Annotated in this window: 25 protein-coding genes and 1 tRNA gene; 7 read left to right on the plus strand and 19 right to left on the minus strand. The window is 63.8% G+C overall.

Annotated features, from left to right (window positions below; translation table 11 throughout):
• Positions 1–11 precede the first annotated feature (11 nt).
• From AC0L2F_RS07045 to AC0L2F_RS07125, 17 genes are all read right to left on the minus strand, one after another.
• Positions 12–1,520 carry an NADH-quinone oxidoreductase subunit M gene (locus tag AC0L2F_RS07045; RefSeq protein ID WP_027567194.1) on the minus strand — a complete coding sequence of 503 codons (1,509 nt, stop codon included), beginning with the start codon at positions 1,518–1,520 and terminating at the stop codon, positions 12–14.
• Complete coding sequence (nuoL, locus tag AC0L2F_RS07050; RefSeq protein ID WP_007610977.1) at positions 1,521–3,620, minus strand: NADH-quinone oxidoreductase subunit L; 2,100 nt, start codon at positions 3,618–3,620, stop codon at positions 1,521–1,523.
• A gap of 61 nt (positions 3,621–3,681) precedes the next feature.
• The gene (nuoK, locus tag AC0L2F_RS07055; protein WP_007603558.1) at positions 3,682–3,990 is read right to left on the minus strand and encodes an NADH-quinone oxidoreductase subunit NuoK; all 309 of its coding nucleotides are present in this window, start codon (positions 3,988–3,990) and stop codon (positions 3,682–3,684) included.
• On the minus strand, positions 3,987–4,625 hold the full coding sequence (locus AC0L2F_RS07060; RefSeq protein ID WP_007610978.1) for an NADH-quinone oxidoreductase subunit J: 639 nt from the start codon (positions 4,623–4,625) through the stop codon (positions 3,987–3,989). Before AC0L2F_RS07060 ends, nuoK begins: the two co-directional genes overlap by 4 nt.
• Positions 4,626–4,762: 137 nt before the next feature.
• Complete coding sequence (gene nuoI, locus AC0L2F_RS07065; protein ID WP_026232873.1) at positions 4,763–5,251, minus strand: NADH-quinone oxidoreductase subunit NuoI; 489 nt, start codon at positions 5,249–5,251, stop codon at positions 4,763–4,765.
• A 14-nt stretch (positions 5,252–5,265) separates the two neighbouring features.
• Positions 5,266–6,333: an NADH-quinone oxidoreductase subunit NuoH gene (gene nuoH / locus AC0L2F_RS07070; protein WP_007603555.1), complete on the minus strand. Its 1,068-nt coding sequence runs from the start codon at positions 6,331–6,333 to the stop codon at positions 5,266–5,268.
• 4 nt (positions 6,334–6,337) lie between these two features.
• On the minus strand, positions 6,338–8,413 hold the full coding sequence (gene nuoG, locus AC0L2F_RS07075) for an NADH-quinone oxidoreductase subunit NuoG (RefSeq protein WP_473247939.1): 2,076 nt from the start codon (positions 8,411–8,413) through the stop codon (positions 6,338–6,340).
• Between the two features lie 5 nt (positions 8,414–8,418).
• Complete coding sequence (gene nuoF, locus AC0L2F_RS07080) at positions 8,419–9,744, minus strand: NADH-quinone oxidoreductase subunit NuoF (protein ID WP_007610981.1); 1,326 nt, start codon at positions 9,742–9,744, stop codon at positions 8,419–8,421.
• 15 nt (positions 9,745–9,759) lie between these two features.
• Positions 9,760–9,966 (minus strand): hypothetical protein, encoded by a 207-nt coding sequence (locus AC0L2F_RS07085; RefSeq protein ID WP_007610982.1) that lies wholly within the window; start codon positions 9,964–9,966, stop codon positions 9,760–9,762.
• Entirely contained in the window at positions 9,966–10,577 is a 612-nt protein-coding gene (nuoE, locus tag AC0L2F_RS07090) for an NADH-quinone oxidoreductase subunit NuoE (RefSeq protein ID WP_007610983.1), read from the minus strand. Before nuoE ends, AC0L2F_RS07085 begins: the two co-directional genes overlap by 1 nt.
• A gap of 12 nt (positions 10,578–10,589) precedes the next feature.
• On the minus strand, positions 10,590–11,552 hold the full coding sequence (locus tag AC0L2F_RS07095; protein WP_473247940.1) for an FkbM family methyltransferase: 963 nt from the start codon (positions 11,550–11,552) through the stop codon (positions 10,590–10,592).
• The gene (locus AC0L2F_RS07100; RefSeq protein ID WP_007603549.1) at positions 11,552–12,748 is read right to left on the minus strand and encodes an NADH-quinone oxidoreductase subunit D; all 1,197 of its coding nucleotides are present in this window, start codon (positions 12,746–12,748) and stop codon (positions 11,552–11,554) included. The genes AC0L2F_RS07095 and AC0L2F_RS07100 overlap by 1 nt, the downstream gene beginning before the upstream one ends.
• Positions 12,749–12,750: 2 nt before the next feature.
• Positions 12,751–13,365, minus strand: coding sequence for an NADH-quinone oxidoreductase subunit C (locus AC0L2F_RS07105; RefSeq protein WP_473247941.1), 615 nt, complete (start codon positions 13,363–13,365; stop codon positions 12,751–12,753).
• 11 nt (positions 13,366–13,376) lie between these two features.
• A complete protein-coding gene (locus AC0L2F_RS07110; RefSeq protein ID WP_007603537.1) occupies positions 13,377–13,964 on the minus strand; it encodes a NuoB/complex I 20 kDa subunit family protein in 588 nt (195 codons plus the stop codon).
• Complete coding sequence (locus AC0L2F_RS07115) at positions 13,955–14,320, minus strand: NADH-quinone oxidoreductase subunit A (RefSeq protein WP_007603535.1); 366 nt, start codon at positions 14,318–14,320, stop codon at positions 13,955–13,957. Before AC0L2F_RS07115 ends, AC0L2F_RS07110 begins: the two co-directional genes overlap by 10 nt.
• A 571-nt stretch (positions 14,321–14,891) precedes the next feature.
• On the minus strand, positions 14,892–17,144 hold the full coding sequence (locus tag AC0L2F_RS07120) for a TonB-dependent siderophore receptor (protein ID WP_473247942.1): 2,253 nt from the start codon (positions 17,142–17,144) through the stop codon (positions 14,892–14,894).
• Between the two features lie 190 nt (positions 17,145–17,334).
• Positions 17,335–17,850 (minus strand): MarR family winged helix-turn-helix transcriptional regulator, encoded by a 516-nt coding sequence (locus AC0L2F_RS07125; protein ID WP_473247943.1) that lies wholly within the window; start codon positions 17,848–17,850, stop codon positions 17,335–17,337.
• A gap of 180 nt (positions 17,851–18,030) precedes the next feature.
• Here AC0L2F_RS07125 and AC0L2F_RS07130 point away from each other — a divergent pair, with 180 nt between their 5' ends.
• The gene (locus AC0L2F_RS07130) at positions 18,031–19,221 is read left to right on the plus strand and encodes a Rieske 2Fe-2S domain-containing protein (RefSeq protein WP_473247944.1); all 1,191 of its coding nucleotides are present in this window, start codon (positions 18,031–18,033) and stop codon (positions 19,219–19,221) included.
• A 58-nt stretch (positions 19,222–19,279) separates the two neighbouring features.
• Positions 19,280–20,572: a spinster family MFS transporter gene (locus AC0L2F_RS07135; protein WP_473247945.1), complete on the plus strand. Its 1,293-nt coding sequence runs from the start codon at positions 19,280–19,282 to the stop codon at positions 20,570–20,572.
• Here the strand turns inward: AC0L2F_RS07135 and AC0L2F_RS07140 are convergent.
• On the minus strand, positions 20,569–21,480 hold the full coding sequence (locus AC0L2F_RS07140) for an alpha/beta fold hydrolase (protein ID WP_473247946.1): 912 nt from the start codon (positions 21,478–21,480) through the stop codon (positions 20,569–20,571). The two genes, AC0L2F_RS07135 and AC0L2F_RS07140, sit on opposite strands and share 4 nt — an antisense overlap.
• 257 nt (positions 21,481–21,737) lie before the next feature.
• Here AC0L2F_RS07140 and AC0L2F_RS07145 point away from each other — a divergent pair, with 257 nt between their 5' ends.
• From AC0L2F_RS07145 to pepT, 4 genes are all read left to right on the plus strand, one after another.
• A complete protein-coding gene (locus AC0L2F_RS07145) occupies positions 21,738–21,941 on the plus strand; it encodes a hypothetical protein (protein ID WP_007603528.1) in 204 nt (67 codons plus the stop codon).
• Between the two features lie 161 nt (positions 21,942–22,102).
• Positions 22,103–22,179, plus strand: a tRNA-Asp gene (locus AC0L2F_RS07150).
• A 194-nt stretch (positions 22,180–22,373) separates the two neighbouring features.
• Positions 22,374–22,688: an HU family DNA-binding protein gene (locus AC0L2F_RS07155; RefSeq protein WP_473247947.1), complete on the plus strand. Its 315-nt coding sequence runs from the start codon at positions 22,374–22,376 to the stop codon at positions 22,686–22,688.
• A gap of 102 nt (positions 22,689–22,790) precedes the next feature.
• Positions 22,791–24,041 carry a peptidase T gene (gene pepT, locus AC0L2F_RS07160; RefSeq protein WP_473247948.1) on the plus strand — a complete coding sequence of 417 codons (1,251 nt, stop codon included), beginning with the start codon at positions 22,791–22,793 and terminating at the stop codon, positions 24,039–24,041.
• Positions 24,042–24,094: 53 nt separating this feature from the next.
• Here the strand turns inward: pepT and AC0L2F_RS07165 are convergent, their stop codons facing one another.
• A complete protein-coding gene (locus AC0L2F_RS07165) occupies positions 24,095–24,988 on the minus strand; it encodes a hypothetical protein (RefSeq protein ID WP_063996136.1) in 894 nt (297 codons plus the stop codon).
• 351 nt (positions 24,989–25,339) lie between these two features.
• On the opposite strand from AC0L2F_RS07165, the gene AC0L2F_RS07170 reads away from it, so the two are divergent.
• Entirely contained in the window at positions 25,340–25,564 is a 225-nt protein-coding gene (locus tag AC0L2F_RS07170; RefSeq protein WP_473247949.1) for a hypothetical protein, read from the plus strand.
• Positions 25,565–25,625 lie beyond the last annotated feature (61 nt).

A 25,625-nucleotide genomic window follows, 5' to 3' on the forward strand; every position in this document is an offset into this window, starting at 1 on the left:
GACCTGCCCGCTCACTGGAGCAGTGCGGCGGCCTTCACGGCCGTCACAGCGGTGTTGTAATTGTTGACGAGTTGCTGGACCGAGGCCGCCGACATGTCGAGCACCGGCTTCGGATAGATGCCGAACAGGATCGTCAGCGCGATCAGCGGGAACAGCGTCAGGCCCTCCCGGAAGGTCAGATCCTTCATGCTCGCCAGCGACGGCTTGACCAACGCCCCGAACACGACCTTGCGGTAGAGCCACAGCGCATAGCAAGCCGACAGGATCACGCCGAAGGTGGCGAAGAACGCGGTCGGGATCGAGACCTTGAAGGTGCCGAGCAGCGTCATGAACTCGCCGACGAAGCCGGAGGTGCCGGGCAGACCGACATTGGCCATGGTGAAGACCATGAAGGTCAACGCGTAGAGCGGCATCCGGTTGACGAGGCCGCCATAGGCTGCGATCTCGCGGGTGTGCATGCGATCGTAGACGATGCCGACGCAGAGGAACAGCGCGCCGGAGACGATGCCGTGCGAGATCATCTGGAACACGCCGCCGGCGACGCCCTGCATGGTACCGGCAAAGATGCCCATGGTGACGAAGCCCATATGCGCCACCGAGGAGTACGCAATCAGCTTCTTCATGTCCTCCTGCATCAGCGCCACCAGCGAGGTGTAGATGATGGCAATGGCCGAGAGCGTGAACATCAATGGCGCGAAGTCGTGCGAGGCCAGCGGGAACATCGGCAGCGAGAAACGCAGGAAGCCGTAGCCGCCCATCTTCAGCATGATCGCAGCCAGCACTACCGAGCCTGCGGTCGGCGCCTCGACGTGGGCGTCGGGGAGCCAGGTGTGCACGGGCCACATCGGCATCTTCACCGCGAACGAGGCGAAGAAGGCAAGCCACGCCCAGGTCTGCAGCGAGCGCGGCACGGCGGTGTGCATCAGGGTTGGGATGTCGGTGGTGCCGCCGTTCCAGTACAGCGCCATGATGGCGAGCAGCATCAGGACCGAGCCAAGCAGCGTGTAGAGGAAGAACTTGAAGGACGCATAGACCCGGCGCGGACCGCCCCAGACGCCGATGATCAGGAACATCGGGATCAGGCCGCCCTCGAAGAACAGATAGAACAGCACGAGATCGAGCGCCGAGAAGGTGCCGATCATCAGCGTTTCCAGGATGAGGAACGCCATCATGTATTCGCGGACGCGGTTGGTGATCGCCTTCCAGCTCGCGATGATGCAGAACGGCATGATGGCGGTGGTCAGGATCACCAGCGGCAACGAGATGCCGTCCACGCCCATGTGGTAGGTGATGCCGGTGGCGAGCCAGTTCGCCTTCTCGACGAACTGGAAGTCGGCGCTCGACGCATCGAACCGCATGACCAGGATCACCGACACCGCGAAGGTGATCAGCGTAGTCCACAGCGCGATCCAGCGCGAATTGCGCCGCGCCGCCTCGTCATCGCCGCGGCTGAGATAGACGATCAGCGCGCCGACCAGCGGCAGGAACGTCGTGACCGATAGAATTGGCCAGGTCGTCATTTACTGGCCTCCAAAGCCGAACATGAACCAGGTGATCAGGCCGGCGGCACCGATCAGCATGGCGAACGCGTAGTGGTAGAGATAGCCGGTCTGGATCTTCACGACGTTACGGGTGACGTCCAGCACCCGGGCCGAGACGCCGTCGGGGCCGAGGCCGTCGATGATGAAGCCGTCGCCCTTCTTCCAGAGCTGGTAGCCGATCCACTTCGCCGGACGGACGAAGATGATGTCGTAGAGCTCGTCGAAGTACCATTTGTTGAGCAGGAACTTGTACAGCATCGGCTGCGTGTTCGCGAGCTCGACCGGCAGATAGGGCCGGCGGATGTAGAACAGGTACGACACCAGGAAGCCCAGCACCATCATCACCGTCGGCAGGAAGGCGATGGTCTCGGGGATGTGGTGCATCTCCTCGATGATGTGCGGGTTCATCTTCACGGATTCGCGGAAGAACTCCTCGATGCCGTGACCGGCGAACAGCTCCTTGAACGGGAAGCCGGCCAGGATGGAGCCGACCGCGAGCACACCGATCGGGATCAGCATCCAGATCGGCGCTTCATGCGCAGCCTCGTAGTGGTGATCGTCATGCGGCTCGCCGTGGAAGGTCTTGAAGATCAGGCGCCACGAGTAGAACGAGGTCAGGCCGGCCGCGATGACCGTCATCAGGAAGCCGTACATCGCGAATGGATTATGCGAGGCGTAGGCGGACTCGATGATCGCGTCCTTGGAGAAATAGCCGGCGGTCAGCGGGAAGCCGGTGAGCGCGAGCGTGCCGACCACCATCACCGCGTAGGTGTAGGGGATCTTGCGCCAGAGGCCGCCCATGTTGCGGATGTCCTGCTCGTGATGCATCGCGTAGATCACCGAGCCGGAGCCCAGGAACAACAGCGCCTTGAAGAAGGCGTGCGTGAACAAATGGAACATGCCGACCGAATAGGCCCCTGCTCCCATCGCCACGAACATGTAGCCGAGCTGCGAACAGGTCGAGTAAGCGACGATGCGCTTGATGTCGTTCTGGACGAGGCCGATGGTCGCCGCGAAGAACGCCGTGGTGGCGCCGAAGAACATCACGACGGCCTGCGCGTTCGGCGCGAGCTCGAACAGCGGTGACAGGCGCGCCACCATGAAGACGCCGGCGGTGACCATGGTCGCGGCGTGGATCAGCGCGGAGACCGGGGTCGGGCCTTCCATCGCGTCCGGCAACCAGGTGTGCAGCAGGAACTGCGCCGATTTGCCCATCGCGCCCATGAACAGCAACAGGCAGGTCAGGGTCAGCGCGTCGGCATGCCAGCCGAGGAAGTCGATGGTCTTGCCGGTGAGACCCGGCGCAGCGTGGAAGATGGTCTCGAAATCGGTCGAGCCGGCCAGCAGGAAGATCGCGAAGATGCCGAGCGCGAAACCGAAATCGCCGACGCGGTTGACCACGAAGGCCTTGATGGCGGCGGCGTTGGCTGAGGGCTTCTGGTACCAGAAGCCGATCAGGAGGTAGCTCGCCAGACCCACGCCTTCCCAGCCGAAGAACAGCTGCACGAGGTTGTCCGCGGTCACCAGCATCAGCATGGCGAAGGTGAACAGCGAGAGATAGCCGAAGAAGCGGGGCCGGTTCGGGTCCTCGTCCATGTAGCCGATGGAATAGAGGTGCACGAGCGAGGACACGGTGGTCACGACCACCAGCATCACTGCGGTGAGCGTGTCGACCCGCAGCGTCCAGTAGACCTGGAGATCGCCGGAGAGGATCCACGGCAGCAACGGAATGCGCATGTCGTGGTGCATGAAGCCGACATCGACCAGCGTCATCCAGGACAACGCCGCCGACACGAACAGCAACGCCGTTGTGATCAGCTCGGCACCGCGCGAGCCCGCCGCCGGTGGCTCGGAGACGTGGTGGTCGTCGTGACCGTCGCCGGGCTCGTGATGGGTCTCGTGAATGACCGACGCATCCTCATTGATCGTGTCGGACGCATGGGCGTGCGCGCCATGACCGTGATCATCGTGATGCTCGACCGTGTCGCCCGAGGGGTTGCGGGCATGCGCGCCGAACAGCGCGATCAGGCCAGCCAGAATGGCGCCCAGCAGAGGCAGAAAGACGATTGCCTGGACCATGATTTACTCTTTCCGCATGATCTGGTCGGAAAACCGGTATCCACTTTTCCGGATCATGCGATCAGCCCTTCATCAGATTGACGTCCTCAACCGCGATCGAGCCGCGGTTGCGGAAATAGACCACCAGGATGGCGAGACCGATCGCGGCTTCAGCGGCCGCGACGGTGAGCACCAGGAGCGCAAAGACCTGCCCGACGATGTCGCCGAGGAAGGTCGAGAACGCCACGAGGTTGACGTTGACCGCGAGCAGGATCAGCTCGATCGACATCAGGATGACGATGATGTTCTTGCGGTTCAGGAAGATGCCGAGGATCCCGAGCGTGAACAGGATCGCGCCGACCGCCAGATAATGTCCGAGCCCGATCGTCATTTCACCCACTCCGCCGCGTCAGAATCCTGGAGCCCCTGCCCCGGCGCCACCTTTCGGATCGCCATCGCTATTTCGGGTGTGCGCGCGTTCTGAACGTTGATGTCCTGCCGCTTGACGCTCGCCTTGTGCCGCAGCGTCAGCACGATGGCGCCGATCATCGCGACCAGCAGCACCATGCCCGAGAGCTGGAAGTAGTGGATGTACTTGGTATAGAGCACCAGGCCCAGCGCCTCGGTATTGGAGACGTTGGTCGGGATCGCCGCCGTGATCGTCTTGGCGACGCCGGGGTTGATGACCCAGAATCCGACCGTGAGCAGCAGCTCGAACAGGAAGATGCCGCCGATCACGAGGCCGACCGGGAGGTACTCGATGAAGCCCTCGCGCAGCTCGAGGAAGTCGACGTCGAGCATCATGATCACGAACAGGAACAGCACCGCTACCGCGCCGACATAGACGACGATCAGGATCATCGCCAGGAATTCGGCCCCCATCAGCACGAACAGGCCGGAGGCGTTGACGAAGGCCAGGATCAGGTACAGCACGGAGTGCACGGGATTGCGCGAGACAATCACCATCACCGCCGAGGCGACGCAGACGCCGGCGAACAGATAGAAGAACAGCGCGGGAAGGATCATTGGGCAGTCCCCGTCATTCCGGGGCGCGGGCAAAGCCCGCGAACCCGGAATCCAGAGGTTATGGCGCGAGATTCCGGGTTCGCGCTTTGCGCGCCCCGGAATGACGATGGGATAGCGGGAAGGATCATGCTCTCATCTCACCGGTACGGCGCGTCGAGCTCGATCGCTTTCGCGATCTCGCGTTCCCAGCGGTCGCCATTGGCGAGCAGCTTGGCCTTGTCATAGAACAGTTCCTCGCGGGTCTCGGTCGCGAACTCGAAGTTCGGACCTTCGACGATGGCATCGACCGGACAGGCCTCCTGGCAGAGGCCGCAATAGATGCACTTCACCATGTCGATGTCGTAGCGCACGGTGCGGCGGGTGCCGTCGTTGCGACGCGGACCGGCCTCGATGGTGATGGCCTGCGCCGGGCAGACCGCTTCGCACAGCTTGCAGGCGATGCAGCGTTCCTCGCCGTTCGGATAGCGGCGCAGCGCATGCTCGCCGCGGAAGCGCGGCGAGATCGGGCCCTTCTCGAAGGGATAGTTCAGCGTCGGCTTCGGCTGGAAGAAATAGCGCATGGCGAGGAAGAACGCCGAGACGAATTCCGACAGCAGAAGCGAGCGTGCAGTGGCGTTGATGTTGATACCCATGACAGCCCTCACTTCGGCGCGATGCCGGCAAAGTGCAGCACACCGGCCACCACGATCACCATCGCCAGCGACAACGGCAGGAACACTTTCCAGCCGAGGCGCATCAGTTGATCGTAGCGGTAGCGCGGCACGATCGCCTTGGCCATCGCGAACAGGAAGAACATGAAGAACAGCTTCAGCGAGAACCAGATGATCCCCGGCACCCAGTTGAAGGGCGGCAGGTCCACCGGCGGCAGCCAGCCTCCGAGGAACAGGATCGTCGCCATCGCGCACATCGTGGCAATCGCGACATACTCGCCGAGCATGAACAGCAGATACGGCGTCGAGCCGTACTCGACCATGAAGCCGGCGACGAGCTCGGATTCTGCTTCGACGAGGTCGAATGGCGGACGGTTGGTTTCAGCCAGCGCCGAGACGTAGAAGATCACGAACATCGGGAACAGCGGCCAGACGTACCAGTTCAGGATGGTCAGCTGCGGCAACCCGATCAGGCTGGCGAGGCCACGGACATGCTGCGCCTCGACCACGGCCGAGAGGTTCAACGTGCCGGCGCAGAGCAGCACCGTGATGATGACGAAGCCGATCGAGACCTCGTAGGACACCATCTGCGCCGCCGAGCGCAGCGCCGCGAGGAACGGATATTTCGAGTTCGACGACCAGCCGGCCATGATGATGCCGTAGATCGACAGCGACGAGATCGCAAAGATGAAGAGAACGCCGACATTGATGTCGGAGATCACCCAGCCGAGATTGGTCGGGATCACCGCCCAGGCGGCGAGCGCGAGCACGCATGAGACCAAGGGAGCCAGGAGAAACACGCCCTTGTTGGCGCCGGACGGGATGATCGGCTCCTTCAGCACGAACTTCAGGAGGTCGGCGAAGGATTGCAGCAGGCCCCACGGACCGACCACGTTCGGGCCGCGGCGGATCTGCACCGCCGCCCAGATCTTGCGGTCGGCAAGCAGGATGTAGGCGATCGCCACCAGCAGGACGACCAGCACCAGGACGCTCTCCGCGATCATGATGATCAGCGGCCAGAGGAACCCGGTCCAGAAGGCGCTCTCGAAGAATTCCATCAGCTCACTCCGCTGCGGTCAGCATCTGCCCGGAGGCAAGCCGCGAACACTCCGCCATCACGGCGGACGCACGCGCGATTGGGTTGGTCAAATAGAAGTCCTCGACGAGCGGCTTGAACGGAGCCTTCTCCGTCGTGCCGCCCTTCCCCGCGAGCTTCTTGATCTGGTCGACCGAGCCGGCCTCGATCTGGTCGAGACGGATCAGGTGCGGCACCGCCTTGAAGATCGCCTGACGCAGGGCCGACAACGAGTCATAGCCGAGCTTCTTGCCGAGCGCCTCCGAGAGCGCGCGGACGATCGCCCAGTCCTCGCGGGCCTCGCCCGGCGGGAATGCGGCCCGTCCGGTCATCTGCACGCGGCCTTCGGTGTTGACGTAGATCGCCGACTTCTCGGTATAGGCGGCTGCCGGCAGGATGACGTCGGCGCGATGGGCGCCGCGGTCGCCATGGGTGCCGATATAGACGACGAAGGTGCCGTCCGACGGCTTGATCTCGTCCGCGCCGAGCAGGAACAGCAGATCGAGCGTTCCGAACGTCGTCATCTGCGCTGCGTTCAGCCCGCCCTGACCGGCAACAAAGCCGATATCGAGCGCGCCGACGCGCGAGGCGCTCTCGTGCAGCACGCCAAAGCCGTTCCAGCCGTCCTTGAGCGCGCCGACATCGAGCGCGAGCTTGGCGGCCGCTGCAAGAACGGCGGCGCCGTCGTGGCGCGAGGCGGCGCCGGCGCCGACCATGATGATCGGATTCTTGGCGTTCTTCAGCACGTCCATGAAGGAGTGCTTGCCGGCCGCGAGTTCGCCGAGCGTGTCAGTGCCTGCGCCCAGATGGTCATAATCGTAGGTCAGATCGGCCTTGGCGCCGATCACGCCGACCTTGAAGCCGCCGGCGCGCCAGCGTTTGCGAATGCGGGCGTTGAACACGGCCGCCTCTTTCCGCGGATTGGCGCCGATGATGAGCAACGCATCGGCCTGCTCGACGCCGGCCAGCGTCGGATTGAAGATGTAGGAGCCGCGGCCGAGCGCGGGATCGAAGGCGTCGCCGCCCTGCACCGCGAGATTGGCCGAGCCGTATTTGGCCAGCAAATCCTTCAGCGCGAACATCTCTTCGACGCCGGCGAGGTCGCCCGCGACCGCGCCGATGCGCTTGCCGTCGGTGCGGGCCGCTTTCGCAGCGATCGCGGCAAAAGCCTCGGGCCAGCTCGCCGCGCGCAGCTTGCCGGCTTCGCGGATATAGGGCCGGTCGAGGCGCTGGGTGCGCAGGCCGTCGACGACGTGACGGGTCTTGTCCGAGATCCACTCCTCGTTCACGGTCTCGTTGATGCGCGGCAGGATACGCATCACTTCACGGCCGCGCGTGTCGACGCGGATCGCAGAGCCCAATCCGTCCATCACGTCGATCGACTGGGTTTTGCCGAGCTCCCACGGGCGTGCGGCGAAAGCATAGGGCTTCGAGGTCAGCGCGCCGACCGGGCAGATGTCGACGAGATTGCCCTGCAATTCCGAGGTCAGCGCGTGCTCGAGATAGGTCGTGATCTCCATGTCCTCGCCGCGGCCGGTCGCGCCCATTTCGGGGGCGCCGGCGACTTCCGCCGAAAAGCGGACGCAGCGGGTGCACTGGATGCAGCGGTTCATCGAGGTCTTGACCAGCGCGCCGAGATATTTGTCCTCGACCGCGCGCTTGTTCTCGGCGAAGCGGCTGGTGTCGACACCATAGCCCATCGCCTGATCCTGCAGGTCGCACTCGCCGCCCTGATCGCAGATCGGGCAATCCAGCGGATGGTTGATGAGAAGGAATTCCATCACGCCTTCGCGCGCCTTCTTCACCATCGGCGAACGGGTGGAGATTTCCGGCGGCTCGCCCTTGGGACCCGGACGGCAATCGCGCACGCCCCAGGCGCAGCTCGCGACCGGCTTCGGGCCGCCCTTCACCTCGACGAGGCACATCCGGCAATTGCCGGCGATCGACAGCCGCTCGTGATAGCAGAAGCGCGGAATCTCGGCGCCGGCCGCCTCGCACGCCTGAAGCAGCGTGTATTCGGCGGGGACATCGATCTCTTTGCCGTCGATGATGAGCTTGGTCATTGTCTCTACTCCGCCGCGACCATGTTCACGGGATCGCGGACGCCGGCATCGTCGATGTCGGCCTTGTGCGAATACTGGTCGATGCGCGCTTCGATCTCATGACGGAAATGCGCGATCAGGCCCTGGATCGGCCACGCCGCCGCGTCGCCAAGCGCGCAGATGGTGTGGCCTTCGACCTGCTTGGTGACTTCCAGCAGCATGTCGATCTCGCGCTTATGGGCGCGACCGTCGGCCATGCGGGTCAAGACGCGCCACATCCAGCCGGTGCCCTCGCGGCACGGCGTGCACTGGCCGCAGCTCTCGTGCTTGTAGAAATAGGAGATGCGGGCGATGGCGCGGATCAAATCGGTCGATTTGTCCATCACGATCACGGCCGCGGTGCCAAGGCCCGAGCGCAGCTTGCTCAAGCTGTCGAAATCCATCGGCGTGTCGATGATCTGCTCGGCCGGGACCATGCGCACCGAGGAGCCGCCGGGGATCACGGCCTTGAGGTTGTCCCAGCCGCCGCGGACGCCGCCGCAATGCTTCTCGATCAGCTCACGGAACGGAATGCCCATGGCCTCTTCGACGTTGCAGGGCCGCTCGACATGGCCGGAGATGCAGAACAGCTTGGTGCCGACATTGTTCGGACGGCCGATGCCGGCGAACCATGCCGCGCCACGGCGAAGAATGTCCGGTGCAACCGCGATCGACTCGACATTGTTGACGGTGGTCGGGCAGCCGTACAGGCCGACGTTGGCGGGGAACGGCGGCTTCAGACGCGGCTGGCCCTTCTTGCCTTCGAGGCTCTCGAGCAGCGCGGTTTCCTCGCCGCAGATATAGGCGCCGGCGCCGTGGGCGACGTAGATGTCGAACGGCCAGCCGTTGACGTTGTCCTTGCCGACCAGCTTGGCCTCATAGGCCTGGTCGATCGCCGCCTGGAGATGCTCGCGCTCGCGGATGAACTCGCCGCGGACATAGATGTAGCAGGCATGCGCGTTCATCGCGCAGCTCGCGATCAGGCAGCCCTCGATCAGGAGATGCGGATCGTGCCGCATGATCTCGCGATCCTTGCAGGTGCCGGGCTCGGACTCGTCGGCGTTGACGACGAGATAGCTCGGCCGGCCGTCGGTCGATTCCTTCGGCATGAACGACCATTTCAGGCCGGTCGGGAAGCCGGCGCCACCGCGGCCGCGCAGGCCCGACGCCTTCATCTCGTTGATGATCCAGTCACGGCCCTTGTCGATGATGTTCTTCGTACCATCCCAGGCGCCGCGGCGCCGCGCGCCCTCGAGCCCCCAATCGTGGAGGCCGTAGAGGTTCTTGAAGATGCGGTCCTTGTCCTCGAGCATGTCAGTGCTTTCCGATCAACGGTTGGCTTGCTTGTAGGCAAGCCCGGCGGCGCAGACGGCGAAGGTCAGCGCCCAGAGCAGACTGGATTCCAGCGTCGCGTTCAGGGCGAAGCGCTGAAGCAGGAAAATGAACGTGGCCGCCACGGCGGAATGCATTGCGACGAAGCCCCACTTCTTCACAACACTGCTCCCTTCAACTGGCGGCGAGGCGAGATCACGCATCAGGTGATCTCCTTCAGCGTGGTCGGCCCACCGGTCGGCGCCGAGAACTGGCGGCCGTTCTGCGGACCTGGCTTGGGCGGATTGCCAGAGGCAAAGCCGTCGAGCACCTTGCCGAAGCTTTCCTTGGTCAGATCCTCATAAGTGTCCTTGCCGATCAGCACCATCGGCGCGTTCACGCAGGCACCGAGGCACTCCACCTCTTCCCAGCTGAAATTGCCGTCCTTGGAGAGATGGAAGGGCTCGTGATGGATGCGATGCTCGCAGACGTGGATCAGATCCTCGGCGCCGCGCAGGCGGCACGGCGTGGTGCCGCAGACCTGGACGTGAGCCTTCTTGCCGACCGGGGCCAGCTGGAACATCGTGTAGAAGGTCGCGACCTCGAGCACGCGGATATAGGGCATGTCGAGCATGTCGGCGACAGCGCGGATTGCGGCCTCTGACACCCAGCCGTCGTGCTGTTCCTGAACGCGCCAGAGGATGGCGATCACGGCCGAAGCCTGGCGCCCGGCCGGATATTTCGCGATCTGCTGCTTGGCGAACGCGAGGTTCTCCTCCGTGAACGCAAAGCTCGCGGGCTGGACTTCCTTCGGTGCTAATCGGCGAACGGACATCTCTTCAATCTCTCACTGCACGCGGCGCGCGGTTTTCGCATTCAGGGCATTGATCCTGTCCTGCCAGAATGCGCTTGCGGTGCCGAAAACATTGTAGCCGACGTGGGTCGAGACCTTGATGCGGTCGAGGATCGACAGCTCGGTCACCGTTTCCATACGCCTTGTGCTGGGATCGTAGACGATCAGCTTCAGCGGGGTGTGTTCGAGGATGTAGCGCGAGACCGCGTGCGAGCGGTCGCTGCCGTGCTCCTCGCACATGATGACGCTGTCGGCCTGGAGCAGCCGGGCGCCGCCCTTGATCGCCTCGATCTCGACGCCCTCGACGTCGAGCTTGATCAGGTACTTGCCGCTCGCGGCGATCTTGCCGTCGTCGATGAGATTATCGAGCGCAATGACCGGCACGTCCTCGCCGCCCGCCGAGGCATCGCCGGCGATGCTGAAGGCCTCGTGCTTGGTGCCTGACAGACGCGCGGTGCCACGGGCCGCGCCGATCGCGCATTTCATGGTCTCGAAGCGGCTGCCGTTGATGCGGGCGTTGTTGGCGAGCTTCGGATGGTTCTGACCCGACGGCTCGATCGCGATCGCCTTGTGCGAACCGAACGGCTTGCTCGACACCAGCACCGACCAATAGCCGTAATTCGCGCCGCAATCGAGCAGCGTATAGTCGACCTCGATGGAGTCGGCGAACAACAGCTCCAGCTCGTCCTCGTAATTGTAGGAGCGGTTGAGCAGCTTGCTCCAATAGCCGTCGCCGTAGGGAAATTCGAACACGGCGTCGGGGTTGAGCTTGATCGCGATGTTGCGCTCGGGCAGCGTCTTGCGCAGCAGATTGGCGCAGGCGATGTAGCCCATATGCGAGAAGTGCGAGGAGATCTTCGATCCCGTCACCAGCGCCAAGGCAGCCGTCCGCTCCCACAGGTTGGCCCCTTCAAGGGCCCCCGAGGCACGGTCAAACTGGATCGGCGCCTGCGCCATCACCGATCGACCTCTCCGAACACGATGTCGAGCGAGCCGAGGATGGCCGAGACGTCGGCGAGCAGATGGCCGCGGCAGATGTGGTCCATGGCCTGCAGATGCGCAAAGCCGGGCGCGCGGATCTTGCACTTGTACGGCTTGTTGGTGCCGTCCGAGATCAGAAAGACGCCGAACTCGCCCTTGGGCGCCTCGACCGCGGCATAGACCTCGCCGGCCGGCACGTGGACGCCTTCGGTGTAGAGCTTGAAGTGGTGGATCAGCGCTTCCATCGAGCGCTTCATCTCGCCGCGGCGCGGCGGCGCGACCTTGTTGTCCTCGACGACGACGGGGCCCTTCCCGTCGGCTGCGTTCAGCTTCTGGATGCACTGCTTCATGATGCGCACGGACTGGCGCATCTCTTCCATGCGGATCAGATAGCGGTCGTAGCAATCGCCGTTCTTGCCGATCGGGATGTCGAAATCCATCTCGGCGTAGCATTCATAGGGCTGCGACTTGCGCAGATCCCAGGCCGCGCCCGAACCGCGCACCATCACGCCGGAGAACCCCCACTCCCAGGCTTCCTTCAGCGACACCACGCCGATGTCGACGTTGCGCTGCTTGAAGATGCGGTTGGCGGTGAGCAGCCGGTCGAGATCCTCGACCACTTTCAGGAACGGATCGCACCAGGCGTCGATGTCGTCGACCAGCTTCTGCGGCAGGTCCTGATGCACGCCGCCGACGCGGAAGTAGGCTGCGTGCATGCGGCTGCCCGAGGCGCGCTCGTAGAACACCATCAGCTTTTCGCGCTCTTCAAAACCCCACAGCGGCGGGGTCAGCGCGCCGACGTCCATCGCCTGCGTGGTGACGTTGAGCAAATGCGACAGGATGCGGCCGATCTCGCAATAGAGCACGCGGATCAGCTGCGCGCGGCGCGGCACCTCGATGCCGAGCAGCTTTTCTGCAGCCATGCAGAAGGCGTGCTCCTGATTCATCGGCGCGACGTAGTCGAGACGGTCGAAATAAGGGATCGCCTGCAGATAGGTCTTCTGCTCGATCAGCTTTTCGGTGCCGCGATGGAGCAGGCCGATATGGGGGTCGACGCGGGCGACGACTTCGCCGTCAAGCTCCAGCACCAGGCGCAGCACGCCGTGCGCGGCCGGATGCTGCGGACCGAAGTTGATCGTAAAGTTGCGAAGCTGTTCGGGTTGCTCGTTCATGTTCAGACCTTCGGCCCCGCTTTTTCATCACCCGGAAGGACCGGATAGTCGGCGCCCTCCCACGGGGACAAAAAGTCGAACTTGCGGAATTCCTGGTTGAGCCTGACCGGCTCGTACACCACCCGCTTCTCCTGGTCGTCGTAGCGGACCTCGAGGAAGCCGGTGGTCGGGAAATCCTTGCGCAGCGGATGCCCCTCGAAGCCGTAATCGGTCAGGAGGCGGCGCATGTCGGGATGACCGACGAAGATCACGCCATAGAGGTCGTAGGCCTCGCGCTCGAACCAGTCGGCGCCGGGAAACACCTCAATCAGCGACGGCACCTGCGTGGTCTCGTCGGCCTGGGCCTTGAGCCGGACCCGCGCGTTCAGGGTCGGCGACAGGAAGTGATAGATCACGTCGAAGCGCTTCTCGCGCGAGGGATAGTCCGCCGCCGTGATGTCGGTGAAATTGATGAAGCGGCAGTTCGGGTCGTCGCGGAGGTACTTGACCACCTCGACGATTTTGCTGACCTCGACATCGACCGTGAGCTGGTTGAAGGCCACCGAATGACCTGTCGCGGCGCCCGGAAGCGCGCTAACGATCGTCTGCCCCAGGGCGTCGAGCTTGGCGTCGTCCATGACGTAAAACCTTAGCGTTCGATGGTGCCGGTGCGGCGGATCTTCTTCTGCAGCAGCAGCACGCCGTAGAGCAGCGCTTCCGCCGTGGGCGGGCAGCCCGGCACGTAGATGTCGATCGGCACGATACGGTCGCAGCCGCGCACGACCGAGTAGGAATAGTGATAATAGCCGCCGCCATTGGCGCAGGAGCCCATCGAGATGACGTAGCGCGGCTCGGGCATCTGGTCGTAGACCTTGCGCAGCGCAGGCGCCATCTTGTTGGTCAGGGTCCCCGCGACGATCATTACGTCCGACTGACGCGGCGAGGCGCGGGGCGCGAAGCCGAAGCGCTCGACGTCGTAGCGCGGCATCGACACCTGCATCATCTCGACCGCGCAGCAGGCGAGACCGAAGGTCATCCACATCAGCGAGCCGGTACGCGCCCAGGTGATGAGGTCGTCGGTCGCGGCCACGAAGAAGCCCTTGTCGGACAGTTCCGAATTGACCTCGAGGAAGAACGGATCATTGGCCCCGACCGGCTTGCCGGTCGACGGGTCCAGGATGCCCTTGGGGGCCGGCGCGAGAACCGGACCGGCGGACGACACAGGGTTCAATCCCATTCGAGTGCGCCTTTCTTCCATTCATAGGCGAACCCGACCGTCAGCACGCCAAGGAACACCACCATGGACCAGAAACCGGTCGCGCCGAGCTTGCCGAACGCCACCGCCCAGGGAAACAGGAACGCCACCTCGAGGTCGAAGATGATGAAGAGGATGGCGACGAGATAGAAGCGGACGTCGAACTTCATGCGGGCGTCGTCGAAGGCGTTGAAACCGCACTCATACGCCGACAGCTTTTCCGGGTCCGGCTGCTGGAACGCCACGATGAAGGGCGCGATCAGCAGCACCAGGCCAATGAGGCCCGCTACCCCGATGAAGACGACGAGTGGAAGATAGTTCTGCAGAATGCCGCTCATTGACGAGCCCTTTTTCCCGCAGCCTCGGGACAGCCACGGATTCGTCCAGTTTGGAATTGTTCTGAGCCTTAGCGCAGTGCACCAATGGGCGCAAGACACGCTCTTTTTAGGCCCTTTGTCGCCCTCAAAACGGTGGAAATCCCGGAATCACCCCGCGGCTGGTATGGAGCAGATCGAGCGCCCCAGCAAGGGCGCCCCGATCAGTCCACACGCGCTGGGCCGTGACGTCCGTTGTTGGGAAGGCTCACTTTATCTAGGCCGCGACGCAGCAAAGTCCAGATTACAACGAGGACAGGCGCGCCCACGATCGGGCGAGCGATCCGGGAGCCATGCATCACGATCGGCCCCGGGCCCGTCTGGCGAATACGTCGGGTGGGCGGCGCCCGCTTCTGCCGCCGCGGAAAATCAGTGGCGAGCGCGGCGGCGACGTGGCTTGGTCGTCACGCGCCGCGCTCGCATGAGCTTCGGGCCGGGGGGCATGGCCCGCGAGCTCATCGATCTCGTGGTGGAAGCCGGTGACGAGCCGGTCAGGCTCTCACGATGGCCTTCCCTCGCCTGCTCGTCATCTGCCTCACCATTTGTAGGAGACGCTGGCGGTCACGCGCCGGCGGTCGCCGTAGAAGCAGGAGGACGCCGCCGCGCAGCTCGCGACGTAGACCTTGTCGGTCAAATTGATCACGTTCAGCGCGGTGCGCCAGTTCTGCCACTCATAGTGGAGCGCGAGATCGCCGAGCACGACTGCGGGAACCTCGAGGGTATTGGCGGTATCCGCCCACGACGACCCGATATAGCGGACACCGCCGCCGAAGCCGAACCCTGCGAGCGGCCCGTCCTTGAAGGTGTAGTCCGCCCAGCCGGACACCAGGAGCTCGGGCGTGTTGGTCGGGGTCTTGCCGACCAGCGACGGGTCCAGATCCCTGCTGTTGAACAAATGGTAGGCCGTGAACGAGCCAATCAGCTTCAGCTCACGCGTGGCGTTCGCCACCGCCTCGAGCTCGATGCCGCGCGAGGTCACCTCGCCGGTCTGGTTCTGCAAGGTCGTGACGACAGGATCAGTGGTTGCCACGTTCTGGCGCTTCAGATCGAACACCGAGGCGGTGAAGTAGCCGTCAAATCCCCGGGGCGCGACCTTCACGCCGATTTCGGCCTGCTGGCCGGTCTCCGGCAGGAATAGCTGGTTTTGCGCGTTGAGGCCGATGATCGGATTGTAGCTCGTGGCGTAGGACACATAGGGCGCGATGCCGTTGTCGAAATTGTAGATCAGCCCGGCGCGTCCGCTGAATCGGCTGTCGTCGCGGCTGGCGAGCGTGGCGCCGGTATCGCGGGCAGCCTGCGTCGTCTCGACCCAATCGTTGCGGCCGCTCAGCACCAGCGTGAAATTGCCGAGCTTCATCTGGTCCTGAAGATAGGTGCCGGCCTGCTTCTGCGTGATCTGGAAGTTGCGGAACGGTGCGCCGGTCAACGGAATGTCAAATCCATAGGCGGGATTGAAGACGTTGATCGAAGGGACGGTGCCGAAGTTGAAAGCCTGATAGTCGTCGATCTGGTAGCCCTTCAAATCGACCCCGAACAGCATCGTGTGCCGCACCGCGCCGGTGTTGAAGCGGTACTCCAGCTGGTTGTCGAGATTGGCCTGGTTGGCGGTGTTCTTCGCATACCAATTATAGCGACCGAGACTGGACGTGTTGATGTCAGCCCAATTATTGCCGACATAGCCCCGATAGCTCACGTCGACATGGGCAAACCGCGCATTCTGCCGGAACGTCAAATCGTCGGTGAGATTGCGCTCGAACTGATAGCCCAGCATCTCCTGCTCGCGCGTGAACTTGTCGACCCTGGGATCGCCGGCGAAAAAGCTGGTCGGGATCTTGCCGAACCGAGCGTTGGTCACCGTGCCCTCATAGGGCAGGAAGTTGATGCCACGGGTTTCCTGCCGGGAAGCCGAAGCCAGCACCGTGAACGTCGTGTCGGCGTCCGGCTTCCAGGTCACCGACGGCGCGATGAAGTAATTGTTGTCCGGCGTGAAATTGACCTGCGTAGGGCCGTTCTGGACCTGGCCGACGACGCGGTAGAACAGCTTGCCGTTCTCAGGGCTCGTCGCGACCGGACCGCCGACATCAATGCCGACAAAGGCGTTACCGAAATTGTTGACGCCGGTCTCGATGAAGCGGACGGGCTCCGCCGGCGGCATCTTGCTGATGACGTTGACGATGCCGCTCGGGCTCGATCCGCCATAGAGCACGGCCGACGGACCGCGCAGCACCTCGACACGCTCCATGTTGGGCGTCTGAAGCTTCCAGCTCGCATAGGACGTGTAGAACAGCTGCATGCCGTCGAGGAACAGTCCGACGTCGTCGGACTTGAAGCCGCGGATCAGCCACCAGTCGTTGCGCGTGTCCGCGCCGAAGGTCCCGGCGCGGACACCGGCAGTATAGCGCAGGACCTCGTCGAGCTTGTTCGGCTTCTGGTCGCGGATCTGCTCCGCGCCAATCACCGACACCGCCTGCGGCGTCTCCATGATCGGCGTGTTGGTCTTGGTGCCGGACGAACTGCGGCCAGCGACGTAGCCGTGCACCGGGCCGAGCGGGGTCTCCACGAAACCGACATTGCGCTGCGGCTGCGGCTTGCTTCGGTTGGCGGTCTGCTCGGATGATCGCGGCGCGCGGCGCTGGACGGACGGCGCCGCCCGGCGGCGCGCTTCCGGCGCGGTGACGGTCACCGACGGAATGTTCTGCGCGCCACTCTGCGCAGGAGATTGTGCAAGCGATGCCTGCGGCAGCAAAACCCAAGCGGATGCGGTCGCCAATACGGCCGACCGCAGCATTCCAAGACTGTTCAACGCGCAACCCCAAAACTGCGTGTTTTGATTTGCACATGCCGTCAGTCCCATGACGGCATGCGCTTGCGGTGACGCTTAGGGGAGCGCGCGCGAATTCCCTAATTGAAAGCCTCTTAGAGAGAGTCTTAGAAAGAGTCTTGGAAGCGATCCAACATGTTCCGGGATTGCCGAAGCGTCAACGCGAAATCTTCTCGCTCTCGAGCAGCTCGGCGGCGATCGCCGTCAACTCATCGACCTGCTGCAGCAGCATCTCGAACTCGGCTTCGCTCAGATGTTCGCGCAAACGCCGATTGCGCTCCTGCGCTCCGGCGACGATCGCATCATGCGCCGCAAGGCCCGTTGCGGTCAGCGAGACCAGCACCTCGCGGCTGTCCTTCGGGTTGGCTGATTTCGCGATCAGCTTGCGCGATACGAGTTCCGCAAGCGCGCGGCTGATCTGCCCCTTGTCCTGGCCGACGGCTTCGGCGAGCCGCGCCACGCTCATCGGCGGCCGCCGGCCAAGCGAGGCGACCAGGCCGAACTCGACGGAGGACAATCCGGCGAGACGCTTGTAGCGCAGGATGGCGCCGCGCTTGAGCAAATTGGCCAGCACCATCAGCCGCGACGACAGCATCACGGTGATCGGCGCCGGTGACTGACTTTCGTCCGCATCGGACGATGTGCGCCCGTCCCTGCCTGATGTCTGGCTCATGATCCACCTCTGCCAAGAAAGCCGCGGCGTGCCAAGTCTTGGTAGCGCAACCTCCCCAGCCTGATCCGGATGCGACCAAAAGGCATTTGGAAATTCGTTGACATTGTCATCAATCGGCCTTTCACTGATGTTCAAGGCGTCGCAAGCCGGGCCAGCAAGGCCGACAGCGGGAGGATCAGCATGACCATCACCCAGCGGGATCGCGATCTCGGCACGGCCTATGCGATGAAGCCCGCGCACACCCGCACCGAGCTCACCTCGGTCGTGCGCGGCACGCCGATGGGCGAACTGCTGCGACGTTACTGGCATCCGGTCGGGCTCATCAGCGACGCAACCGACACCCCGAAGAAGGTTCGCGCGCTGGGCGAGGATCTGGTGCTGTTCCGCGACAAGCACGGCCGCGCCGGCCTGCTGCACGCCCGCTGCTGCCACCGCGGCACCACGCTCTATTATGGCAAGGTCGAGGAGGACGGCATCCGCTGTTGCTATCACGGCTGGAAGTTCGACACCGAAGGTCATTGCCTGGAGCAGCCCTGCGAGCCCGATGGCGGTCAGTTCAAGGACAAGGTGCGCCAGCCCTGGTATCCCGTCGAGGAACGCTACGGGCTGATCTTCGCCTATTTGGGCCCGGCCGAGAAACGCCCGGTGCTGCCGGCCTATGAATGCCTGGAGACCATGGACGACGGCGAGTTCGTCGAGGCCGACGATTCCTCGATCGGCGGCGGTGGTCCCGCGATCATCCCCTGCAACTGGCTCCAGCATTTCGAGAATGTGGTCGACCCCTACCACGTGCCGGTGCTGCACGGCTCGTTCTCGGGTCCGCAATTCACCAACATGATGGCATCGATGCCGGAGGTGACGTTCGACAAGACGCCGCGCGGGATCGCCGTGCGTTCGATCCGCAAGCAGGATGACGGCCGTGAGTTTTACCGCGTCACCGAGGCGGCACTGCCCACCTTGCGCGTCGTTCCAAACCCGCGCGTGGCGCAATTCGCCCGCGTCGAGTCGATCGGCTGGACGCTGCCGATCGACGACACCTCGTTCCGCATCTACGTCGCCGGCCGCGTCAAGAATGCCGGCGACATCGGCCGCATGCGCTCGAAATTCAACGGCAAATTCTGGTGGGACATGACCGAGGAAGAGCACCAGCAATTTCCGGGCGACTATGAAGCCCAAGTCGGCCAGGGACCGCAGACCATCCATTCCGAGGAGCATTTCGGCCAGAGCGACCGCGGCATCCTCTTGATCCGGCGCATGCTGAACGAACAGCTCGAGGCGATGGAAGCGGGCCGCGATCCGATCGGAATCTCGTTCGATGCAAGCGCGCCGCCTGTCGAATTCGAAGCGGGGAATTACATCCGCGAAGGCTGACCTGCCAGCCAATCAGGGCTGGACCGACAACGATAACAAAGACTAATTGGGGGAAGCGATGGTCGATGTGACGTCACAAATGTCGGTGCAAACGGCCGCCGCGGCAAAACCCTCGCCGCGGCGCTATTATGTGCTGGGCCTGCTCACGATCATCTACGCGCTGAACTTTCTCGACCGCACGATCTTCAACGTCCTGATCGAGCCGATCAAGAAGGAGTTCCAGCTCAGCGACACCATGATGGGCCTGCTCGCGGGCTTCGGCTTTGCGCTGTTCTATTCCCTGCTCGGCATTCCGATCGCGCGCGTCGCCGACCGCCTCAACCGGCGCAACATCGTCGCCGCTGCGTTCGCGTTCTGGAGCGCGATGACGGCGTTGTGCGGCGCCGCTTCGAGCGTCACTTCGCTGGCGCTGGCGAGGATCGGCGTCGGCATCGGCGAGTCCGCGGGCTCGCCCGCCTCGCAATCCATCGTCGCCGACCTCTTCGCCAAGAACGAGCGTCCGCGCGCGCTCGGGATTTACGCCGTCGGTACCTATCTCGGCGTCTTCCTCGGCTATTTCGTCGGCGGCTACGTCAACCAGCACTATGGCTGGCGGATGGCGTTCTACGTCGCGGGCCTGCCCGGCATCCTGCTCGCTATTGTCCTGTGGCTGACGATCTCCGAGCCGAAGCGCGGCGCCATGCAGGAGAATTTCGTGCCCGAGCCGCTCGGGCCGACGCTGCGCTTCCTGGCCTCGCAGCAGAGCTTCATCATCGTGTTGATCGGCTTCTGTCTCACCACTTACACCAACTACGCGACCGCGGCCTGGATCCCGCCGTTCCTGGCGCGCGTGCACCATCTGTCGAGCGCCGAGATCGGCACCTATGCCGGCACCTTCAAGGGCCTCGCCGGCATGGCCGGCACCCTGCTCGGCGGCTTCGTCGTGGCGCAGATCAGCCGCCGCGACGACCGCTGGAAGCTGTGGGCCCCCGCGATCACCTCGGGCCTTGCCGGGCCGGTGTTCGCGGTCTGCATGCTGACGCAGGAGTTTGCGATGATGGTGGCCATGCTGGCGCTGACCTCGTTCCTGGTCGGCTTCCACCTTGGGCCGATCTTCGCGATCGCGCAGACGGTCGCCAAACCGAGCATGCGGGCGCTGGCCTCCGCCCTGATCGCGCTCACCGCGACCTGCTTCGGCCAGGGCGTTGGTCCGCTTGCCGTGGGCGTGGTCAACGATGCCCTGAAGGGCGCTTACGGCGCCGACGCCGTGCGCTATTCCCTGCTCTCGGCGGCGGTCACGACCACGCTGGGGGCGCTCCTGTTCGTCTGGGCGGCGCGAACCATCCGCACCGACATCAAGCGAGCGAGCTAGGCGCCCATGAACGCCAGCATGTCCGCGATCAGGCGCTCGCTGTGCGTCAGCGGCAGCGGATGCGGGCCGCCTTCGTAGACGGTCAGCTTGCTGCCCTTGATTAATTTTGCGGTCTTTGCACCGGTCAACGGCAGCGGCGCGCTGGCATCCTTGTCGCCATGAACGATCAGCGTCGGGCGATCGATCTTGGCGGCTGCCGCGCGGAGATCGGCGAAGGCGATGGCCTTGCGGCAGGCCAGCGCCACCGGCAACGGCACGCTCAGCATCATCTCGCGGATCCAGGTCCGCGTGATCTCGGGTGTCTCGGCAGTGAAGAACGGCGCTTCGTTCGCCGCAATCCATTTGGGGAAGTCGCGCGCGATGGCCGCGTTGTCGGCCTCGATCATCGCCTGCGGCACCGCATCCGGATTGTCTTCGGTCTTGATCAGGAATGGCGTCGTCGGCGCAACCAGCACCACCCTTGCGATCCGGTCTGATCCGTATCGTCCAAGATAGTTCACCGCCTCGGCCGTCCCCATCGAGAAGCCGACCAGTGTCACGTCGCGCAGGTCACGCGCCTCGATCAACGCGGCGACGTCGTCGGTCAGCGTGTCCAGGTCATACCCCGCGGACGGCATCTCGGACCGGCCATGCCCGCGCCGATCGGGTGCAACACAGCGGAAGCCATTTGCGTTGAGGGCGGCAATCTGGCTGCCCCACGTGCTAGCGTTGAACGTCCAGGCCGAAAGCAGCAGCACCGGTCGGCCGCTGCCCCAATCCTGCACGAAGAGTTTTGTGCCGTCCCTGGCCGTCACAAAGGACGGCCGTTCATTCCGCTGGGCCGCTGCTGCCACTGGCGCGCTGACACCAGACGCTGCCGCGAAGGCGGTCCCAAACAACGTGGCTTCGAGGACAGTTCGTCGGTTCATGGCGCTTCTCCCTTGCCGATACTCTTGCGGATCTGTCGGCCCATCGGTCTCGGCCGATGAAAACGATCATGACAAGGCGCGATCACCTCCGCGATTACGCGCCAGGTAAGATCGCTTGAGGCGCTCCCGCCGCCCGCAGGCGAAACCAGACAAACGGCCGGATGAAACCGTTTTGCGGAACCCGCGAAACCATCCGGAAACAGACCGTCCTTACAAGAAGAGCCATAGACGGCGGCAAAGCCCGTCGGGAGGCTCACATGAACCACTCCATCCACTCTGCTGATCGTGCGACCCACCTGAAGATCGTGGTGGTGGCGCTGGTAGCCGGCATTACGGTGGCCGCCTTCGGGATCGCAGCACGCACCAATGCCGATTACAGCCAGACCGCCCAGTCCGCCCACGTCATCAAGGCCGGCAAGCCGGTCGTCGTGACCAGCGCCGGGACGTCGGAGATCCGCTGATACCGCCCCGCTCCGGGCTGACAAAGGCCGCCGCCTGGCGGCCTTTTTTCGTTTTCCAGAGCAATGCTTAGCCGAGACCTGCCGGTGAAGCGCAACATCCTTGACTTCACCCAGCCCCGCCTTTAAGTCCCCCCTCGTTCCGCGCGCTTTCAGCGAACCACGCGGGAGTAGCTCAGTTGGTTAGAGCGCCGGCCTGTCACGCCGGAGGTCGCGGGTTCGAGCCCCGTCTCTCGCGCCATTTTGGCAATTCCTTCATAGCCTTAGAACAGACTTCTACACGCCTTTCGCGGCTGTGGCGGCGATTGCCGGCATCCGTCGAGAATTCGCGCCATAGTCAGCCCAAGCCCGAATCGTCTAGGCCTTCCAGGACTTGGAGGGATCCCCACGCTTTAGCGGTTTTTTCCGGGGCCCCCGTGATTGAGGAGGCCAGATATGGCTAAGAAGGATTCCGCGAAGAAGGCTGCCGCTCCCGCCACCATCACGCTCAAGCACCTCGCCGCCGACATTGCGGAGAGCCAGGACCTGTCGAAGAAGCGCGCCGAGGCCGTTCTGACTGACCTGGTCGACCTGATCACCAAGCACCTGAAGAAGGGCGACCGCGTCCGGATCGTCGGGCTTGGAATCCTCCAGGTCCGCAAGCGCGCCGCCCGCACCGGCCGTAATCCCGCCACCGGCGAGCCCATCCACATCAAGGCCAGCAAGAAGGTCGCCTTTCGCCCGGTCAAGGAACTGAAAGAGGCGATCTGACCCCTCACGTTTCGTTAAGCCTGATCGGCGTCCTCCGGCCTCACCGCGTCCTGCTTTTCTGGTATACCGCCCCTCTCCCCTGACCCGGCGGTTTGACCAGAAATGTCCTCCCTCACCTTTTCGCATACCGTGACCGAGCGCTTCCTGCGCTACGTCACCATCGACACCCAGTCCGATCCGGAATCCCCGAGCTCGCCCTCGACGGAGAAACAGAAAGACCTCGGCCGCGTGCTCGCCGCCGAGCTCAGGGAGATGGGCGTCGCGGACGCTCATCTTGACGACTTCGGCTACGTCTATGGAACGATCCCGGCGAACACGACCAAGAAGGTGCCGGTGATCTGCTTCTGCTCGCACATGGACACTTCGCCCGACGTCACCGGCAAGGACGTCAAGCCGCAGATGGTGAAAAACTATCGCGGCGGCGACATCACCCTGCCAGGCGACACCAGCCAGGTGATCCGCTTCGCCGAGCATCCGGCGCTGAAGAACCAGATCGGCAACGACATCATCACCACCGACGGCACCACGTTGCTCGGCGCCGACAACAAGGCCGGCGTCGCCGAGATCATGGATGCCGCGCATTTCTTCATCAACAACCCGCAAGTGAAGCACGGCACCATCAAGATCCTGTTCACGCCCGACGAGGAGATCGGCCGCGGCGTCGACAATGTCGACATCAAGAAGCTGGGCGCCGAGTTCGCCTACACCATGGACGGCGAGAGCGCGGGCTGCGTCGAGGACGAGACCTTCTCGGCGGACGGCGCCACCATCACCATCAACGGCGTCAGCGCCCATCCCGGCTATGCCAAGGGCAAGATGGAGCACGCGATCAAGATCGCCGCCGCCATCATCGAGCGCCTGCCTCGGGAAGGCTGCTCGCCCGAGACGACGTCAGGCAAGCAGGGCTTTCTGCATCCGATCGGCATCGAGGGTGCGCTGGAGCAGGCAACGCTCTCCTTCATCGTGCGTGACTTCACCGAGGAAGGGCTGAAGGAGAAGGAGATCCTGCTCGAGAATATCGTCAAGGACGTGATGAAGGATTTTCCGCGCTCGACCTACACATTCGAGGTGCGGGAGCAGTACCGTAACATGAAGCAGGTGATCGATCGTCACCCGCACATTCTCGAATACGCCATCGAAGCGATCCGCCGCGCCGGCCTGCGCCCGATGCGCACCGCGATCCGCGGCGGCACCGACGGCTCCCGCCTGTCCTTCATGGGCCTGCCCTGCCCCAACATCTTCGCCGGCGAGCACGCGTTTCACTCCCGGCTCGAATGGGTCAGTCGGCAGGACATGGAGAAGGCGGTGCAGACGATCGTCCACCTCGGCATGATCTGGGAGGAGAAGGCCTAGGCCTCTCGCCAAAGCAACATGGCCGGGATCGCTCCCGGCCATCGTCCTGCATGTCAAGGCACCGGCATCGCGCGCGGAGAGCGATGGAAGCGGTTCGAGCTTGCCATCCAGTTCGGCAACGGCTCGCCGTCCCGATGGCGGCCACCGGCAACCGCTGCAGCCCAGGCCACCGCAGCGCCGATCAGGGTTGCGGCCGCAACGGAGAAGGCGACGATGATGGAGTTACGACGCGCCCGGTTGATCGCCGTCTTTGAATCCGCAATCGCCGCATCGACCCGTCGTTCCGAGTCGGGTGCCGCGAGGCCCGTCAGCGCGGCCACCTGCTGCACGAGGTAGGTCCGGTCATCGGTGCTGACGCCGCTGTGGCCCGACGACGTCATCAGGATGCGTCCTGCTTCGGCGCGGGATTCCCTGAGGTCCGTGTTAGGGGGCCGCCGCGGCGCGCGAAACAACTTGTCCAGCTCGTAGCTCAGCAGAGGCTCGGCGGCGGAGGTATTGCTGGCCGAACTGCGCATTGGCGAACGATCAATCGCAGCTGCGCCGAGCATCGCGAGCAGAGCGGCACCAAGCAGCACGGCGAGCGCCCAGGACATCAGGCCATGCAGCCCGTCCCGCCGTTCGCCGTCGTCTTCGATCGTTGTGATCGCGGGGGCTGGTCGCGTTGTCCGGCCGGCGACATAGCCGCCGAAGCCGAAGCTGATAATCGCCTGGATGATCAGATACAGCCCCGACAGCAAAGCCAGCGCCGCCGATGCATCGCGCCATGTCGGCGAGGCTGAACTGACGCCCAGGCCGACGGCGACTCCAAAGCCGACCAGGATGAACGACATTGCGCCGGCAGCCAAAGCGCCTGCGATGACCGAGCTCCACTGGATGGTGCGCCGGTCGTCGGCAGCGGCGCCGCCGCCTTCCATGATTTCTTCCCGTATGAGAGTTTCCATCGTCATCGCCGCTCTCTCAGCGCAGGCCGAAGAACGACAAGATCGCCATGACCACCACGATCAAGCCGATGAGATAAATCAATCCGTCCATGGTCCGTCCTCCTCAATTTCTCCTCGTCGCTAATCACAACGAAGAAAGAACGTTCCAAACTGGACCGAGGCGCGGGAACGAACCGGCGCGCTGCGAATTATCTGTCCAAGTCCCAAGGACGAAATTTGTGAGCACGAAAGCCCCAGTCGGTCAGTCCCGGCTGGGGCTTTCTTTTTGGGCGGCGGTTCCTGTCCTATGTTAACGACGCCGGCTCTCCGATCATCAAGGATGCGATCGGGGCGGAACCTCCGGATTGGGAGAGCCGCGTGGATCGCAGAACCGCGTGCCTTCATCAGGCAGATGCATTCCGGGAAAAGGCGATCGCCGATCCCGAACACCACGACCAGTGGATCGATGAAGCCATCAAATGGCTGGAACGAGCCATGGAAGCCGGCTGTCGCGCCGTCGTCACAGTCGAAGCCGACGATGTGGCGAACGTGGCAGGCGGAGCAGCAGCCGATGCTCGGCTGAGCTTGATCACACGCCAATGAGAAGAGCTGGCGTCTCCGCTCCCACTGCGGCAATTGTTCCAGGGACGCAACAATGTTGCGG

Source organism: Bradyrhizobium sp. Ken64 (assembly GCF_055807555.1).